The following is a 17330-nucleotide window of genomic DNA, read 5'->3' as shown; positions in this document are numbered from 1 at the left end:
TTCGTATTTTTAGATAAGGGAATTTAATGGCGAATACATTCTCACTGATTCTAGTTATCGTGACTTTGGTAACTGGCGTAGTTTGGCTACTGGAAAAGCTGGTGTTTGCAAAAAAACGTCAAGCGAAAGTAGAAGAGATTCAAGCACAGACAGCTAATGGCCTGGACGCGGTAACACTACAGAAAGTAGAACGTCAGCCATGGTGGATTGAGAATAGCGTGTCTATTTTCCCTGTAATTGCATTCGTTCTTGTATTGCGTTCTTTTATCTATGAACCGTTCCAAATTCCTTCAGGCTCAATGATGCCTACCCTACTAGTGGGCGACTTTATTCTGGTGGAGAAATACGCTTACGGATTGAAAGATCCTGTTTGGCGTCATCAGCTAGTGGAAACTGGCAAACCAGAGCGTGGTGATATTGTGGTATTCAAATACCCACCTCAACCAAATATTGACTACATTAAACGTGTTGTTGGCTTACCTGGCGATACGGTTCGTTACTCAAGTGACAAGCAAGTGTGTATTCAATCGCAAGGTGATTCGGTTTGTAAGCCAGTTAAATTGAGCAATGTTGAAGAAAGTCCGTTCATCCAAAACGGTATTCCTCTGATTCAGATGAATGAAAAACTGGGTGAAGTGGAACACCAAATCTTGGTTAACCCATTAGCTCGTGACCGTGTGCAGAACTACCAGCCACGTCCAGGAGTTAACGAATGGGTTGTACCACAAGGTCAGTACTTTGTTATGGGTGATAACCGTGATAACAGTGCTGATAGCCGTTACTGGGGCTTTGTTCCAGAAGCAAACTTAGTCGGTAAAGCTGTCGCGATTTGGATTAGCTTCGAGTTTGATCGTGGCGCAGACAGCGTTCTACCTTCATGGATTCCAACTGGTGTGCGTTTTAACCGCGTCGGTGGTATTCACTAACCATTACATATCGAGAGAGTATGAATTCTCCAATTGATAAACTAGAGAGAAAGCTCGGCTACCAATTTAAGGATGCTGGGCTTATCAACTTGGCGCTGACTCACCGCAGCGCCAACAGTAAGCATAATGAACGTCTTGAGTTTCTGGGCGATTCAATTTTAAGTTTTGTCATCGCTGATGATCTGTACCATCGTTTCCCGAAAGTGAACGAAGGTGACATGAGCCGTATGCGCGCTACTTTGGTACGTGGGCACACATTGGCGGAACTGGGTCGTGAATTCGATCTAGGAGATTATTTAAAATTAGGTCCAGGTGAATTGAAGAGTGGCGGATTCCGCCGAGACTCTATTCTAGCCGATGCGGTAGAAGCCATTATTGGTGCGATTTACCTTGATAGTGATATTGAAGCCGTGCGCGGTATTGTACTGAGCTGGTACAACTCGCGTCTTGAAGCCATCAAGCCTGGCGTATCACAAAAAGATCCAAAAACTCGCCTACAAGAGTTCCTGCAAGGCAGAAGAAAACCACTGCCTGTCTACACAGTGACTAATATTAAAGGTGAAGCGCACAACCAAGAGTTCACGGTTGAGTGTGACGTAGCAGGTGTGGATAAGCCTGTCATTGGTAAAGGCACCAGCCGCCGCAAGGCAGAACAAGCGGCTGCTGAAACAGCACTTGAGCAATTAACAAATGGCTGATAACGAATTCGATATCGATGCATTTTTTGCATCAAACGGTGAAGTAAGTTCACCAGAAAACCAGCACTGTGGCTTTATTGCGATTGTTGGTCGCCCAAACGTTGGTAAATCGACGCTTCTAAACAAAATTCTTGGTCAGAAGATTTCGATTACATCTCGTAAACCGCAAACGACTCGTCACCGCATCATGGGTGTGGACACTGACGGCGATTACCAAGCGATCTACGTAGATACACCTGGACTTCACATTGAAGAGAAGCGTGCGATCAACCGTTTGATGAACCGTGCGGCGAACTCATCGCTCAGTGATGTAAACCTAGTATTCTTCTTGGTTGATGGTACGCACTGGACCAAAGACGACGAGATGGTGCTGACTAAGCTTCAAAAGTCGAACTTCCCTGTAGTACTTTGTGTGAACAAGGTAGACAACGTGCAAGATCGTAACGAAGTGATGATGCACATGGCCGACATGTCTAAGAAAATGGATTTTGTTGACGTTGTGCCAATCTCTGCGAAACAAGGCAAGAACATCGACGTACTACGTAAGCACGTTCGCGATCACTTGCCAGAAGCAACGCATCACTTCCCTGAAGAATACGTAACAGACCGTTCTCAGCGTTTCATGGCGTCTGAAATCGTGCGTGAAAAGCTGATGCGTTTTACTGGTGAAGAATTGCCTTACTCGGTAACGGTTGAAATTGAACGTTTTGACTACAACCCAGAAAATGATGGCTTCCACATCAATGCCTTAATTCTTGTTGAACGTAACGGTCAAAAGAAAATGGTCATTGGTAAAGGCGGTGAGAAGATCAAGACCATTGGTCGTGAAGCGCGCTTAGATATGGAAGAGTTGTTCGGCCGTAAGGTTTACCTAGAGACTTGGGTAAAAGTGAAATCTGGTTGGGCAGACGACGAACGTGCATTGCGTTCACTTGGTTACATCGACGACCTATAAGTTTGGTTGCTTGTAAGTTTGGTAACGAAGACACTTCGTTCCAACATCGATAAAAACTAAATATCGATTAGAATAAGGAGCCAATTGGCTCCTTATTTTTTATTCACACTTCTTAGGCACACTGACGAGATGAGCAACCAGTCTTCAGAAGGCTTTCAACGCTGCTTTGTATTGCATCGACGCCCTTACAGTGAATCGAGCTTAATCCTTGATGTATTCAGCGAGGAGTATGGTCGAATTACATTGATGGCAAAAGGTGCCCGCGGTAAACGCTCCAATCTTAAAGGCGCATTGCAGCCCTTTACCCCTTTATTGCTGAAATGGTCAGGGAAAGGCTCGATGAAGACGTTACGTCAAGCAGAGCCCATCAGCTTAGGTTTGCCTTTGACAGGAATAAACCTTTACTCCGCCATGTACGTAAATGAATTGATTGGAAGGGTGTTGATGGCAGAAGTGCCGATGCCTGCGCTGTTTCATGATTATCTGCATGCACTAACGGAACTAGCTCAGAGTGATAACCCTGAACCGGGCTTGCGTCGTTTTGAATTGGCCCTGCTGTCTTCTATGGGGTATGGCGTCGATTTTTTGCATTGTGCTGGTACTGGTGAACCCGTTGATCCTGACATGACTTACCGCTATCGCGAACAAAAAGGATTCACCGCATCAGTAAGGCGAGATAACCTCACTTTTTTGGGGAATGAATTGATTGCGATTAGTGAACGGCGATTCGTCACTAAAGAGCAATTAAAAGCGGCGAAACGCTTTACACGTATGGCCTTAAAGCCGTATCTTGGCGGCAAACCTTTAAAAAGTCGTGAATTATTCATTCAGACATACAGAGCACGGAGTAATGGAAAATGAGCTCAATCTATTTAGGCGTTAATATCGACCATATTGCCACTCTACGTAATGCGCGTGGTACTAAATACCCAGATCCAGTTCATGCTGCTGAGATCGCAGAGCGTGCTGGCGCAGACGGTATTACTATTCACCTGCGTGAAGACCGTCGCCACATTCTAGATCGTGACGTGCGTATTCTACGTGAGACCATTCAAACTCGTATGAACCTTGAAATGGCAGTAACAGACGAGATGGTTGAGATTGCACTACAGACTAAGCCTGAATTCGTGTGTCTGGTTCCTGAAAAACGTGAAGAGTTGACAACAGAAGGTGGTCTTGACGTTGTAGGTCAGCTTGAGAAAGTGAAAGCGGCAACGCAAAAACTGACGGAAGCGGGCATCAAAGTCTCTCTATTTATTGATGCTGACCGTCAACAGATCGATGCGGCAAAAGCATGTGGTGCACCGTATATCGAACTTCACACTGGTCACTATGCGGATGCGGAGACTGAGGAAGACCAACAAGACGAGCTTAAGAAGATTGCTGCAGGTGCAAGCTACGCTGATGACCTAGGTATCATCGTTAATGCTGGTCACGGTCTGACTTACCACAACGTTGCGCCAATCGCTGCATTGCCTGAAATTTACGAACTGAATATTGGTCACTCGATCATCGGTCGTGCGGTATTTGATGGCCTAGAAAAATCAGTGGCAGAAATGAAAGCCCTGATGGTCGCTGCACGTAAGTAATCCGTTTCAATCATGGCAATTTTAGGATTAGGAACCGATATCGCCGAGATTGGGCGAATAGAGAAAGCACTAGAACGTAGTGGTGAGCCATTTGCAAAGCGCATTCTCTCGGTTCAAGAAATGGCAAAATTTGACGAACTGAAACAAAAAGGTCGTTATCTAGCAAAGCGCTTCGCGGTAAAAGAAGCAGCATCAAAAGCGCTAGGCACGGGCATTGCGAAAGGCGTGACCTTCCATGACTTTACCGTTTCGAATGATGAGTTCGGTAAACCGATGCTGACGCTTTCTGGCGTGGCAAAGCAAATCGCCGAGTCGATGGGGGTGAATCATGTTCATCTATCGATTTCTGATGAGCGTCATTACGCGGTCGCGACGGTGATTTTTGAATCCTAATTTGTCTGATTACGGATTAATAACCGAATACGAAAAAGCCAGAGTCGATGCTCTGGCTTTTTTATTGTTTTGATTTCCCGAATTATTCTCTACTGCTCAAGATAGAACTTCGCCGTCGTGGTGACTTTAATCATCTCATCTTGCAGTTCGAACATTTCCGGTTCGATGTCTTCAATACTCGCTCCTGAACGTAGCGCCTGTTCCAAGGTTGCACACAGTGACTTCAACCTCGGTACGCCACAGTAAGAGCTACTGCCGTGAAGTTTATGCACCACATGGATAAGGTCATCACGCGAAAAGTCTTCTTGCTCTATGGCTTGATCGACCACTTCTTCCACTTCTGGAATAAAGTCGATCAACATGCGCAGCATGTCCTTCGCTAGGTCTTCTTTGTTTGCGCTTTGTTTTAAGGCCGCTTGCCAGTCGATGATCATATCTTGCTGCGGTTTTTCCGGCGCTGGTGGTGCAACTTCCACTGCAGGTTCCACGTAAGATGGTGCGATCTTATCGACACTGTCAGTACAAGTATTTGGGTTCCAATGAACCAAAACCTGTTGCAACACATGTTCCTCAATTGGCTTGGTTAGGTAATCATCCATTCCCGCTGCCAGCAGTCGGTCACGCTCACCAGCCATTGCGTGTGCGGTCACTGCAATTACAGGGGTGTCTTTGTTCAGCTCTAGCTCTTTAATGTACTGACAAGCGGTCACGCCGTCCATCAATGGCATTTGAATGTCCATGAAGATCAGATCGTATTTCTTCTCTGTTGCGAGGTTCACTGCTTGTTGACCGTTGCTGCATGCCGTTACTGTTTCGACACGCTCTCTCAATAGCGCGGAGATCAGCTTCAAGTTGGCAGGGTTATCATCAACCGCAAGCACAGTTAATGGCAGTCTTTCGCTCTCTACAGGTTCAACCGGAGGCAGGGCAACCGGAGGCATTTCTATATGGTCAGTGATCAGGCTCTGTAGCAGTTTACGACGCGATAATGGCTTGGTCAGACATTGGATCTGATGATCGTTCATCACTTGGTCTGCTAATGCTAGCTCCGTACTTGGCGTACCCATGATGACACTTGGAGCCATACGCTTCGCCTGTTCAATCCACGCTGAGACGGATTGGTCGTCGTAAGTTTGGTTTGCGCCCAAGTTCAACAATACGTAGTCGTAGTGTTCATCGTTCTCTGGTAGCGATGAGCGGTAGGTCACTAGAATGCCTTCTTGACTCAAGACTTGTTGAGTCACTGATGCTGCTTGCATGTTTGGTTCAACCAGCAGCAGCTGCTTACCAGATAGCAGTTCTACTTCAATTAGATCGCTCATTGGCATTTCTGTTGAATGTAGGCGCAGCGTAAACCAGAAGGTAGAACCTTGGTGGAGACGGCTGGTTAAGCTGATTTCGCCGCCCATTTGGCTAACCAGTTTTTGGGTGATAACCAGACCTAAACCAGTACCGCCGTATCGGCGTGAAATACTTGCATCTGCTTGGCTAAAGGCTTGGAACAATTGTGCTTGTTGGCGCTCCGAAATACCAATGCCCGTATCGCGAACCATAAATTGCAGTTCAATGGAATCACTGGATTGGGAACGCATTTCAACACTGATGTCGATGTTGCCGCGCTCGGTAAATTTGATCGAGTTACCGACCAAGTTAGTAAGGATTTGCTGGATACGCAGTGGGTCACCGACCAAGCCTGGCGGAATCTTCGGATCCACTTTTAGGGTGATCTCCAATCCTTTCTCATGTGCGCTGGTCGCTTGTAAGTTAATAACTTCTTCCAAGCTTTCTCTGAATTCAAATGGAATGTTTTCTAGGGCTAGCTTACCCGCTTCCAGTTTCGAGAAGTCGAGGATGTCGTTGATGATGTTGAGTAGGTTGTTTGCCGACTTCTCAATGGTTTGCAAGTAATCCGTTTGGCTGTTCGACAACTGAGTTTTAAGCATCTGACGCGTAAAGCCAATCACACCGTTCAGTGGCGTACGAAGCTCGTGTGACATATTGGCTAAGAATTCAGATTTCACTCGCGCCGCTTCTTGCGCGCGTTTCTTCGCGATGTCTAACTCTACGTTCTGAATTTCTAGCTGTTCGAGGGTTTCACGCAAGTCCGATGTCGCTTGGTCTATACTGTGCTGCATCTCAACGTGGTATTCCGACAACGAGACCGCCATGGCGTTGATGCCGTTTTTCAGTTGGTCCAACTCACCGTGCATTTTGCCTTCGATACGCACGTCAAGGTGGCCACGACGAATTCGGTCCACAACGTTCTTCATGTGGGTGATCGGCTGGGTAACGTCATGCATGAGGCGAGAGGCGAACACGCTCGCGAGACCAAGGCCGAGAATCAACACCAAGAATGCTGAGAAGACCTCTTGGTACTGCTGCAAACGAAGTGACGAAAGATCCATTTCCACCGCGATGTAGCCAATGGCTTTTGTTCCCTGATTCTCATTTGAAAGCTCAGAAAGATAATGGCCTTCTGATAGAATCGGCACACGCAGAATAAGCGAGTTCTCGAAGATTTCTGAGTTCCCTAATTGAGGAATCGGTTTGTCCTTCGGGAACATCAGCGCTTCAAAATTTGGGTGGAAGTTAGAGGTGACAAAAAGCTCATGGTTTTCATCAAACACCGCGATACTACGAACCAATTTCGAGTTTTTACGGTGGGCGTAGCTGATCAGGCGACGGACGGCTTCACGACTTTCAGAAAGAAGGTGCGTTTCGCTGGCAATAGCAAGTGGTTCGATAATGCTATTACCTGTCGTGATGACTTGTTTTTCGAGGTCTTGGTAGCGGTTAAATGAGAAAAAGCCGCTCAGTAATAAACCAATAATGAGTGTGGGAGCGAGAGTTAGTGTAATTACACGTGCTCGTAAGCCATATCTGGTCATGTTATCTAATTACATCGGAGTCTGGATATGGGAAAATAACGCATTATTTCTCAAGCGCGCGATAAAGCCTTGAGTAAAGAAGTGACGTCACCGGATAAACGGTAAGCATAATCAAGTCACTCGAATCACACAACGGCTGCAACCAAGAATAGTGAAGCCGTAGAGCAATTAGACACAAATCAGGCACAGAGCATGGCACGTATCTTTCAACCTAAAAAGAAAACGCAATTAAATACTCGTCACCAAGCGGTACAAGTGGAGCGTTTGGATCACCACGGCGCAGGCATTGCTTACCTCAAGAAGAAACCATTGTTTATTGATGGTGCGCTACCGGGTGAGGAAGTGGTAACCCAATTGGTGGAAGAAAAGAGCAAATTCGCTCGTGGTAAGTTGATTAAAATCCTTAAACCGAGTGAAACACGCGTTGACGCCTTTTGTCCGCATTACCATGAATGTGGTGGTTGTGACCTTCAGCATTTGAACTATGACCAACAATTGACGCATAAGCAGCACACGCTTCGTCAGTTGATGAGAAAATTTGCCGGCAGTGATATCGAGTTGGATGCACCTGTGTTGGGTGACTCTCATGGCTACCGTCGCCGTGCTCGCGTGAGCTTATTTGTGGATAAAAAGACCCGTCAGCTGCACTTTGGTTTCCGTAAGAAACAAAGTAAGCAAATCGCACAAGTGACGGACTGTCCCGTGCTTGCACCTGAGTTGAATGTGTTACTGCCAGAAATCTACTCGACGCTAAAAGCGTTTAAGAAGCCAGAGCAATTGGGTCACGTAGAGTTGGTCTTAGGCGACAATGGTCCTTGTATTACATTGCGCCACCTAAGCAAACTGACTGAAAAAGAAACTAACACTTTGGTGGAATTGGCGAAGCGTCATCATGCATCGCTCTACCTGATGCCAGAAACGGATCAACTTGATTTGATTGAAGGTGAAGTGCCTTTCTATCAAGAAGCCGGTGTCACCGTACCATTCACGCCAAACAACTTTATTCAAGTGAACCAAGCGGTGAACCAGAAAATGGTCGCTCAGGCAGTGGCGTGGTTAGACCCACAAAGTGACGAGCGAGTGTTAGATTTGTTCTGTGGTCTAGGTAACTTCAGTTTGCCAATTGCAAAACGTGCAAAACATGTGGTTGGCGTAGAAGGTGTGGCAGAAATGGTAGAAAAGGCAGCAAATAATGCATCCTTGAACCAAATCAATAACGCACAGTTTTATCACGCTAACCTTGAGCAGGATTTTGAAGGGCAAGTTTGGGCGGCTGAACAATTCGACAAAGTGCTGCTTGATCCGGCACGTGCAGGCGCGAGTGGGATCATCGATCAAGTTTCTGCGCTTGGCGCACAGCGTGTAGTTTATGTTTCGTGTAATCCTGCTACCCTTGCAAGGGATAGTCAGAGCTTGCTGGAGCAAGGCTACCAATTGACCAAATTAGGTATGCTGGACATGTTCCCTCATACCAGCCATCTAGAATCGATGGCGCTGTTTGAAAAGTCCTGATAATTGGGACTTTGTTGATCACTTACACGTGGTGGGTGGTCAATAAGCCAACGTTTAAGGCTTGGCATAAGAACTAACCTGGATGGTGTTAGTCAAACCACACAAATATAATAATTAGGATGATGAGATGGTTGCGGTAAGAAGCGCGCATTTAAACCAAGATGAACAGTTTGAACTCGAAACCTGGGTGGCTAGCCTAGGGCAAGAGAAGAACACAGCGAAACGCTTAATTGAAGTGTATCGTGATTGCCAGTCGATTTTGGCGAACCACGAGCAGGCGGAGCTTTTGTTGTGGCGTGGACGAGAGATGATCGAAATTTTGATCACCTTGTCGATGGACAAAGCGACACTTGTCGCGGCGCAACTGTTTCCTTTGGTCTCAAGCGGTGCTTTTGATAGAGAACTCCTTGAGGAAAAATACAGCAAAGAAATCATTAAGCTGATCGATGGCGTCGACGAAATGGCGGCAATTGGTCAACTGAATGTAACAATGGATGGTGGTGCTGCCTCGTCTCAAGTGGATAACGTTCGTCGTATGTTGTTGGCCATGGTGGATGATTTCCGCTGCGTCGTCATTAAGCTGGCGGAACGTATCTGCAACCTGATTGAAGTAAAAAAAGCGCCGGACGAAGTGCGTCGCGCTGCGGCAAAAGAGTGTGCAAACATTTATGCGCCTCTGGCAAACCGCCTTGGTATTGGTCAGCTGAAATGGGAAATCGAAGATTACGCTTTCCGCTACCAACAACCAGAAACCTACAAGCAAATCGCGAAGCAATTGGCTGAGCGTCGTATTGTCCGTGAACAATACATCAAAGACTTTGTCGACGACCTTACCCAAGAAATGACCGTATGCGGCATCAACGCAGAAGTCAGTGGTCGTCCAAAGCACATCTACAGCATTTGGCGTAAAATGCAGAAGAAGAGTCTGGCGTTTGATGAATTGTTTGACGTACGTGCGGTACGTATCATCGCTGACAAACTTCAAGACTGTTATGCCGCTCTGGGTGTGGTTCACACCAAATACAAACACTTACCAAGTGAGTTCGACGATTACGTTGCGAACCCGAAACCAAACGGTTACCAGTCTATCCATACCGTGATTCTTGGCCCTGAAGGCAAGACCATCGAGATCCAGATTCGTACTAAAGAGATGCACGAAGACTCGGAGCTGGGTGTTGCAGCGCACTGGAAATACAAAGAAGGCGCAAGCAGCCGCAGCGGTTACGATGAGAAGATCACGTGGCTACGTAAGCTACTCGACTGGCAAGAAGAAATGTCCGACTCTGGCGAGATGTTGGACGAGCTGCGTAGTCAGGTATTTGACGACCGCGTGTATGCCTTTACCCCACGTGGTGATGTCGTCGACCTACCGATGGGCGCAACCCCATTAGACTTCGCTTACCACATTCACTCAGAAGTAGGGCATCGTTGTATCGGTGCTAAAGTGGCAGGTCGTATCGTACCGTTCACCCATAAACTGCAAATGGGCGATCAGGTGGAAATCATCACCCAGAAAGAACCAAACCCTTCACGAGACTGGTTAAACCCATCGCTTGGCTTTGTGACGTCAAGCCGAGCGCGTGCGAAGATCAACGCATGGTTCCGCAAGCAAAGTCGTGAGAAGAACCTAGAAGCGGGTCGTGAAATTCTAGAGCACGAACTGGCGAAAATCGGCGCGACACTGAAAGATGCTGATAACTACGCGCTGAAACGCTTTAACGTTAATAGTGCCGATGAATTGTATGTTGGTATTGGTAGTGGTGACTTGCGTATCAACCAAATCATCAACCACATCAACGCCTTGGTAAACAAACCAACCGCCGAAGAGGAAGACCAACAAGCGCTAGAAAAACTGCAAGAAGCAGAAAATCGCGCGCCAGCACAAAGTCGTCCGAAGAAAGATGCAGTCGTAGTTGAAGGTGTCGATAACCTAATGACACACCTAGCGCGTTGTTGTCAGCCGATCCCAGGTGATGAGATTGCCGGTTACATCACCCAAGGTCGCGGTATTTCGGTCCACCGCAGTGACTGTGAGCAACTAGAGGAGCTTCGCCATCACGCACCAGAACGTATCATCGATACCGTCTGGGGCAGCGGCTTTGTCGGTTCTTACATCTTGACGGTTCGTGTTGAAGCAATGGAGCGTGGCGGTCTACTTAAAGACATCACAACTCTGTTTGCGAACGAGAAAATCAAAGTCACCAGTATGAAGAGCCGCGTCGATTACCGCACGCAAATGTCGATAATGGACTTTGACCTTGAAGTGACCAACCTTGAAGTGTTCTCACGAGTTTCGAAACGTGTTGAGCAGATTAAGGATGTCATGTCGGTGAAACGCTTAGGCTAATTTTTACGTCGTATTTGGCTTTCTAGCGGCGTTAGCTGCACTTATATCCGGAATGCCGGCCCAGCCCCATCTCATAGACAAGCTATGCTCATGGGCCTCATAAGTTTGCTGCCTTGCCAGAAGAACCAACTACTTAGTAAAAATAGTTAGAAAACAAATTAAAGGTGAGTGGTTTTGGCTGCTCACCTTTTTCTTTAGATAGAAAGGTTTAAAGGAACAGAGAAAATGAGTCATCCAATTGAACAGTTAGAACAAATCATGGCGAAGTTGCGTGACCCAGACGGCGGTTGCCCATGGGACTTAAAGCAGACCTTCGACACCATTGTTCCGCACACCATTGAAGAAACTTATGAAGTGGTGGATGCGATTCAAAACCGTGATTGGCCGAACTTACAAGAAGAGTTGGGTGACTTATTGTTCCAAGTGATTTTCTACAGCCAAATGGCAAAAGAACAGGGGCTGTTTGATTTTTCTGACGTCGTCGAAACCGTGAATGAAAAACTGACTCGTCGTCATCCTCATGTTTTTTCTGATGTTGAGTTTGAATCTGATGAAGAAATTACCGCTAATTGGGAAGCGGAAAAAGCCAAAGAAAAAGCACAAGTAGGCAAAGCTGAGGAAAGTATTCTAGACTCAATACCGAACTCTCTACCTGCGCTTTCTCGTGCTACAAAAATTCAAAAGAAATGCGCTAAATATGGTTTTGATTGGGACTCTCTGGGTCCTGTAGTCGGGAAGGTACAAGAGGAAATTGAAGAAGTGATGGAAGAGGCGCTTCAAGTCAACCCCGATGAAACCAAGGTAGAGCTTGAGTTGGGGGACTTATTATTTGCGACCGTCAACCTATCTCGTCACTTAGGCAAAGACCCTGAAGTCGCTTTGGCCAAAGCAAATCTAAAGTTCTCAAGACGCTTTAAAGGCGTGGAAACTAAAGTTGCAGCGCACGGTAAGCAACTCACAGACTTTACTCTAGATGAACTCGATTCGATGTGGGATGAAGTGAAACGAGAAGAGCAAAGCTGAAATTGCATGAATACTCGACTTTGATTTGAAGCAAAAAATAAAAAATTCCGGTGTGATAGATTTCACGTTGTGGCGTTAAGGAGCTTCTGGTATATTTACGTCCCGTCCAGAAGCACTCCATTTCCCTCATTCAACCAATTTCAGGTTAAACATGACGACAAATTACATTTTTGTTACTGGCGGGGTTGTATCCTCTCTAGGTAAAGGTATTGCAGCAGCATCTCTTGCCGCTATTCTAGAAGCTCGTGGTCTTAAAGTGACTATGATGAAGCTTGACCCTTACATCAACGTTGATCCAGGCACAATGAGCCCAACTCAACACGGTGAAGTGTTCGTTACGGAAGATGGCGCAGAGACTGACCTTGACCTTGGTCACTACGAGCGTTTCATCCGCACCAAGATGACTAAGCGTAACAACTTCACTGCAGGTCGTGTTTATGCAGACGTACTACGTAAAGAACGTCGCGGCGATTACCTAGGTGCAACCATTCAGGTTATCCCTCACATCACTAACGCTATCAAAGACCGCGTAATCGCAGGTTCTGAAGGCCATGATGTTGCTATCGTTGAAGTCGGTGGTACGGTAGGTGATATCGAATCACTACCATTTATGGAAGCTATTCGTCAGCTTGCTGTAGAACTAGGCCGTGAACGCGCAATGTTCATGCACCTAACGCTAGTTCCTTACCTAGCTGCTGCGGGCGAAGTGAAAACTAAGCCAACTCAGCACTCTGTTAAAGAGCTGCTATCTATCGGCATCCAACCAGATATTCTAGTTTGTCGTAGCGATCGTATGATCCCTGCTAACGAACGTAAGAAAATTGCTCTTTTCTGTAACGTACAAGAAAAAGCAGTTATCTCAATGAAAGATGTAGATTCTATCTACAAGATCCCTCAGCTAATCAAAGCTCAAGGTCTAGACGATCTTGTTTGTGCTCGCTTTGGCATCAATGCGCCAGAAGCTAACCTGTCTGAGTGGGAACAAGTAATTTACGAAGAAGCTAACCCAACGGCAGAAGTGACGATTGGTATGGTTGGTAAGTACATTGAACTACCAGATGCATACAAATCAGTAAACGAAGCGTTGAAACATGCTGGTCTTAAGAACCGTCTGAGCGTTAAGATTCAGTACGTTGATTCTCAAGATGTAGAGAACAAAGGTGTTGAGATCCTAGAAGGTCTAGACGCAATCCTTGTTCCTGGCGGTTTCGGTGACCGTGGTATCGAAGGTAAGATTCGCGCAGCTCAATACGCTCGTGAAAACAACGTTCCGTATCTAGGTATCTGTCTAGGCATGCAAGTGGCACTGATCGAATACGCGCGTAACGTAGCGGGTATGGAAGGTGCACATTCAACAGAATTTAACAAAGAGACGAAGTACCCTGTGGTAGGTTTAATCACAGAGTGGGTTGATGGCGAAGGTAAAGTTGAAGAACGTACCGAGAAGTCTGATCTTGGTGGTACTATGCGTCTTGGTTCACAGCTATGTCACCTAGAAAAAGGTACGAAAGCTCGTGAACTATACGGCAACGCGACAATTCATGAGCGTCACCGTCACCGTTATGAAGTGAACAACAATCTTCGTCCGCAAATCGAAAAAGCAGGCCTTAAAGTATCTGGCTTGTCAGCAGACAAGAAACTGGTAGAAGTAATTGAGAACCCAGCTCACCCATGGTTCGTAGCGGCTCAATTCCACCCAGAGTTCACATCAACACCGCGTGATGGTCACCCATTGTTCGCAGGTTTCGTGAAAGCAGCTGGCGAATACCAGCGTGGCGATTTCGAGAAGTAAGTAAGGAATACAGGCAGTAACGTAAGCTGTGTTGCTGCCTTTAATTTTGACATTATATATTCAACGAGAAGGAAACATTCAATGTCTAAGATCGTTAAAGTTCTAGGTCGTGAAATCATCGATTCACGTGGTAACCCAACTGTAGAAGCTGAAGTACACCTAGAAGGCGGTTTCGTAGGTATGGCTGCTGCTCCATCTGGCGCATCTACTGGTTCTCGCGAAGCTCTTGAGCTACGTGACGGCGACAAAGCACGTTTCCTAGGTAAAGGTGTTCTTAAAGCTATCGAAGCTGTAAACGGCCCAATCGCTGAAGCTCTAGTTGGTAAAGACGCGAAAGATCAAGCTGCAATCGATGCAGTAATGATCGACCTAGACGGTACTGAAAACAAATCTAAATTCGGTGCGAACGCTATCCTAGCTGTTTCTCTAGCAAACGCTAAAGCAGCAGCTGCTGCTAAAGGCATGCCTCTATACGAGCACATCGCTGAGCTAAACGGTACAGCTGGTCAGTTCTCTATGCCTCTACCAATGATGAACATCATCAACGGTGGTGAGCACGCAGATAACAACGTTGACATCCAAGAGTTCATGATCCAACCAGTTGGTGCTAAGACTCTTAAAGAAGGTCTACGTATCGGTGCTGAAGTATTCCACAACCTAGCTAAAGTTCTTAAGTCTAAAGGCTACAGCACTGCAGTTGGTGACGAAGGTGGTTTCGCTCCTAACCTTAAGTCTAACGCTGAAGCTCTAGAAGTTATCGCAGAAGCTGTTGCAGCTGCTGGTTACGAACTAGGTAAAGACGTTACTCTAGCTATGGACTGTGCTGCATCTGAGTTCTTCGACAAAGAAGCTGGCATCTACAACATGAAAGGCGAAGGTAAAACTTTCACTTCTGAAGAGTTCAACCACTACCTAGCTGAGCTAGCTAACCAATTCCCAATCGTTTCTATCGAAGACGGTCTAGACGAGTCTGATTGGGCTGGCTTCAAGCACCAAACTGAACTACTAGGTGACAAGCTTCAACTAGTAGGTGACGATCTATTCGTTACTAACACTAAGATCCTTGCTGAAGGTATCGAGAAAGGCGTAGCTAACTCTATCCTTATCAAGTTCAACCAAATCGGTTCTCTAACTGAGACTCTAGCTGCAATCAAGATGGCTAAAGACGCTGGTTACACAGCAGTAATCTCTCACCGTTCTGGCGAAACTGAAGATGCAACTATCGCTGATCTAGCGGTAGGTACAGCTGCAGGTCAAATCAAAACTGGTTCTATGAGCCGTTCTGACCGTGTTGCTAAGTACAACCAACTTATCCGTATCGAGGAAGCTCTAGGTGAGCGCGCTCCTTTCAACGGTCTTAAAGAAGTTAAAGGTCAATAATTTAGGTTTCTAAATTATTAGCTTAACGCTTTAAAAATACGCCTCGCATTTGCGGGGCGTTTTTGTATCTGAGATACGTAAACGCATCGCTTAGATAGGCGGGAGCTAACTTTGCTTTTTGATGTCTGTCGTTCACGTTCATTTGTCATTCCCTAGAACGACGAAGGAGGGAGTCGGAAATCTCTTTGTTTCATTTTGCTGCTTTTTTCCTGTAAGGAGCGTGTGAGTCTCTTTTTCTGCCCTAGAGCCAACCACGCATTTATGCTATATATGTCACCTTATCTAATCCCTTCCGGTACAGAATGTTAGCAGCGATATGCGAATCTTTGTTTTAGCCCTTACGTTACTGTTTGGCTGGCTCCAATATACCCTATGGTTTGGCAAAAACGGGGTGACTGACTACTACACAGTAGAAGATGAAATTGAAGTGCAGCAACAAGTGAACAGCAAGCTGCAAGCTCGTAATAATGAGATGTTCGCAGAAATTGATGACCTGAGACAAGGTCTTGATGCGATTGAAGAACGTGCGCGTCATGAGTTAGGTTTGGTCAAAGATGGCGAGACTTTCTATCGTATTATTGACGAGGACGAGCAATAACATGCCAAAGTTGTTTTCATCTCATGTTGCGATTGTACCTGCGGCCGGTGTTGGTAGCCGTATGAAGGCTGATCGCCCTAAGCAATATCTCTTAATTGACGGAAAAGCGGTATTAGAGCACACAGTAGAGAAGCTGCTTTCTCATCCGAGGATCTCTAAAGTCGTGATCGCAATTACCGATGGCGACCCTTATTACCCTGAATTGAACATTGCTCAGCACCCAGACGTGATTTGCGTGTCTGGTGGCAAAGAAAGGGCGGATTCTGTGCTTTCAGGGCTAAACTATGTAAGAACACATCTTGAGAGCGAGTGGGTTTTAGTTCACGACGCAGCAAGACCATGTGTTCTCACATCCGATATTGACCATTTGATCGACGTTTGTAGCGCACACCCAACAGGTGGCATCCTTGCCTCTCAAGTGAGAGACACAATGAAGCGAGCAAACGTGGCACAAGATATCGATCATACGGTAGATAGAGAAGCATTGTGGCATGCACTTACCCCACAAATGTTTAAAACTCAACAATTAACACGAGCACTGACTGACGCATTAGAACAAGGTGCAACCATTACTGATGAAGCTTCGGCTTTGGAATGGTTAGGTGAAACACCGGCTTTGGTTCAAGGTAATGCGAATAACATAAAAATTACTCAGCCAGAAGACCTCGCGTTAGCCGAGTTTTACCTAAGCCGTGAGCACGGCGAGTAAACAAAGGATAGAAAATGATTCGAATTGGTCATGGTTTCGATGTACACAAATTTGGTGGTGAAGGCCCTGTGATTATCGGTGGTGTCGCTGTTCCTTACGAACAAGGGTTGATTGCCCACTCAGATGGTGATGTGGCACTTCATGCATTGAGCGATGCACTGCTTGGTGCGATTGCTGCCGGAGATATTGGCCGTCACTTCCCAGATACCGATGATAAGTGGAAAGGGGCTGATAGCCGCGAACTGCTTAAAGATGTTTATCGCAGGGTGAAAGAACAAGGCTATCGATTAGGAAACGCTGACATCACCATCATGGCACAAGCGCCTAAAATGGCGCCACATATCGACGCAATGTGTGCCACGATTGCTGAAGACTTGGAAACCGATATCAGTAATATAAACGTAAAGGCGACGACGACAGAGCGTCTCGGTTTTACTGGACGCAAAGAAGGCATTGCAACGGAAGCAGTTGTACTTCTCTTTAAGCAATAACCTAGCAATTTGCTCCTCAATGCTGCGTT

Annotated in this window: 15 protein-coding genes; 14 read left to right on the top strand and 1 reads right to left on the bottom strand. The window is 46.3% G+C overall.

The annotated features are described in order from the left end of the window. The first annotated feature begins 26 nt into the window (after window positions 1-26). The 6 genes from lepB to acpS all read left to right on the top strand — a co-directional run bounded on the left by lepB (window position 27) and on the right by acpS (window position 4561). Window positions 27-926, top strand: coding sequence for a signal peptidase I (gene lepB / locus L1076_RS09345; protein ID WP_038881188.1), 900 nt, complete (start codon window positions 27-29; stop codon window positions 924-926). Window positions 927-946: 20 nt separating this feature from the next. Further along, window positions 947-1624: a ribonuclease III gene (rnc, locus tag L1076_RS09340; RefSeq protein WP_005436448.1), complete on the top strand. Its 678-nt coding sequence runs from the start codon at window positions 947-949 to the stop codon at window positions 1622-1624. Further along, window positions 1617-2579, top strand: a complete 963-nt coding sequence (era, locus tag L1076_RS09335; RefSeq protein WP_038881191.1) for a GTPase Era — start codon at window positions 1617-1619, stop codon at window positions 2577-2579. Before rnc ends, era begins: the two co-directional genes overlap by 8 nt. A 129-nt stretch (window positions 2580-2708) precedes the next feature. Then, window positions 2709-3440 (top strand): DNA repair protein RecO, encoded by a 732-nt coding sequence (gene recO / locus L1076_RS09330; RefSeq protein WP_045405489.1) that lies wholly within the window; start codon window positions 2709-2711, stop codon window positions 3438-3440. Beyond that, on the top strand, window positions 3437-4168 hold the full coding sequence (gene pdxJ / locus L1076_RS09325; protein ID WP_038881194.1) for a pyridoxine 5'-phosphate synthase: 732 nt from the start codon (window positions 3437-3439) through the stop codon (window positions 4166-4168). The genes recO and pdxJ overlap by 4 nt, the downstream gene beginning before the upstream one ends. Before the next feature lie 12 nt (window positions 4169-4180). Then, on the top strand, window positions 4181-4561 hold the full coding sequence (gene acpS, locus L1076_RS09320) for a holo-ACP synthase (protein ID WP_038881196.1): 381 nt from the start codon (window positions 4181-4183) through the stop codon (window positions 4559-4561). A gap of 89 nt (window positions 4562-4650) precedes the next feature. Here acpS and barA read toward each other — a convergent pair whose 3' ends face one another. After that, window positions 4651-7449, bottom strand: a complete 2799-nt coding sequence (barA, locus tag L1076_RS09315; protein WP_045405490.1) for a two-component sensor histidine kinase BarA — start codon at window positions 7447-7449, stop codon at window positions 4651-4653. Between the two features lie 192 nt (window positions 7450-7641). On the opposite strand from barA, the gene rlmD reads away from it, so the two are divergent. The 8 genes from rlmD to ispF all read left to right on the top strand — a co-directional run bounded on the left by rlmD (window position 7642) and on the right by ispF (window position 17301). Next, window positions 7642-8961, top strand: coding sequence for a 23S rRNA (uracil(1939)-C(5))-methyltransferase RlmD (gene rlmD / locus L1076_RS09310; protein ID WP_045405493.1), 1320 nt, complete (start codon window positions 7642-7644; stop codon window positions 8959-8961). Between the two features lie 127 nt (window positions 8962-9088). Then, window positions 9089-11308, top strand: coding sequence for a GTP diphosphokinase (gene relA / locus L1076_RS09305; RefSeq protein WP_038870285.1), 2220 nt, complete (start codon window positions 9089-9091; stop codon window positions 11306-11308). 225 nt (window positions 11309-11533) lie between these two features. Next, entirely contained in the window at window positions 11534-12331 is a 798-nt protein-coding gene (gene mazG, locus L1076_RS09300) for a nucleoside triphosphate pyrophosphohydrolase (protein ID WP_045397762.1), read from the top strand. A 151-nt stretch (window positions 12332-12482) separates the two neighbouring features. Further along, complete coding sequence (locus tag L1076_RS09295) at window positions 12483-14123, top strand: CTP synthase (protein ID WP_038870283.1); 1641 nt, start codon at window positions 12483-12485, stop codon at window positions 14121-14123. An 81-nt stretch (window positions 14124-14204) separates the two neighbouring features. Then, window positions 14205-15503 (top strand): phosphopyruvate hydratase, encoded by a 1299-nt coding sequence (gene eno, locus L1076_RS09290; protein ID WP_038870282.1) that lies wholly within the window; start codon window positions 14205-14207, stop codon window positions 15501-15503. A gap of 316 nt (window positions 15504-15819) precedes the next feature. Continuing rightward, window positions 15820-16101, top strand: coding sequence for a cell division protein FtsB (gene ftsB / locus L1076_RS09285; RefSeq protein WP_038870281.1), 282 nt, complete (start codon window positions 15820-15822; stop codon window positions 16099-16101). A gap of 1 nt (window position 16102) precedes the next feature. Then, window positions 16103-16810 (top strand): 2-C-methyl-D-erythritol 4-phosphate cytidylyltransferase, encoded by a 708-nt coding sequence (ispD, locus tag L1076_RS09280; RefSeq protein WP_237303530.1) that lies wholly within the window; start codon window positions 16103-16105, stop codon window positions 16808-16810. Window positions 16811-16824: 14 nt separating this feature from the next. Continuing rightward, window positions 16825-17301, top strand: coding sequence for a 2-C-methyl-D-erythritol 2,4-cyclodiphosphate synthase (gene ispF / locus L1076_RS09275; protein WP_038870279.1), 477 nt, complete (start codon window positions 16825-16827; stop codon window positions 17299-17301). Window positions 17302-17330 lie beyond the last annotated feature (29 nt).

The sequence above is a fragment of the Vibrio sp. MMG023 genome (assembly GCF_021654215.1).
Classification (GTDB): domain Bacteria; phylum Pseudomonadota; class Gammaproteobacteria; order Enterobacterales; family Vibrionaceae; genus Vibrio; species Vibrio jasicida.
Note: the sequence above shows the minus strand (reverse complement) of the source record. Positions and strands in the feature narration are given on the sequence as shown.

Coding starts and splice junctions, on each gene's coding strand:
- eno (WP_038870282.1), top strand. CDS start 14,205: ATGTCTAAGATCGTTAAAGTTCTAGGTCGTGAAATCATCGATTCACGT.
- rnc (WP_005436448.1), top strand. CDS start 947: ATGAATTCTCCAATTGATAAACTAGAGAGAAAGCTCGGCTACCAATTT.
- recO (WP_045405489.1), top strand. CDS start 2,709: ATGAGCAACCAGTCTTCAGAAGGCTTTCAACGCTGCTTTGTATTGCAT.
- lepB (WP_038881188.1), top strand. CDS start 27: ATGGCGAATACATTCTCACTGATTCTAGTTATCGTGACTTTGGTAACT.
- rlmD (WP_045405493.1), top strand. CDS start 7,642: ATGGCACGTATCTTTCAACCTAAAAAGAAAACGCAATTAAATACTCGT.
- ftsB (WP_038870281.1), top strand. CDS start 15,820: ATGCGAATCTTTGTTTTAGCCCTTACGTTACTGTTTGGCTGGCTCCAA.
- pdxJ (WP_038881194.1), top strand. CDS start 3,437: ATGAGCTCAATCTATTTAGGCGTTAATATCGACCATATTGCCACTCTA.
- acpS (WP_038881196.1), top strand. CDS start 4,181: ATGGCAATTTTAGGATTAGGAACCGATATCGCCGAGATTGGGCGAATA.
- barA (WP_045405490.1), bottom strand. CDS start 7,449: ATGACCAGATATGGCTTACGAGCACGTGTAATTACACTAACTCTCGCT.
- ispF (WP_038870279.1), top strand. CDS start 16,825: ATGATTCGAATTGGTCATGGTTTCGATGTACACAAATTTGGTGGTGAA.
- era (WP_038881191.1), top strand. CDS start 1,617: ATGGCTGATAACGAATTCGATATCGATGCATTTTTTGCATCAAACGGT.
- L1076_RS09295 (WP_038870283.1), top strand. CDS start 12,483: ATGACGACAAATTACATTTTTGTTACTGGCGGGGTTGTATCCTCTCTA.
- mazG (WP_045397762.1), top strand. CDS start 11,534: ATGAGTCATCCAATTGAACAGTTAGAACAAATCATGGCGAAGTTGCGT.
- relA (WP_038870285.1), top strand. CDS start 9,089: ATGGTTGCGGTAAGAAGCGCGCATTTAAACCAAGATGAACAGTTTGAA.
- ispD (WP_237303530.1), top strand. CDS start 16,103: ATGCCAAAGTTGTTTTCATCTCATGTTGCGATTGTACCTGCGGCCGGT.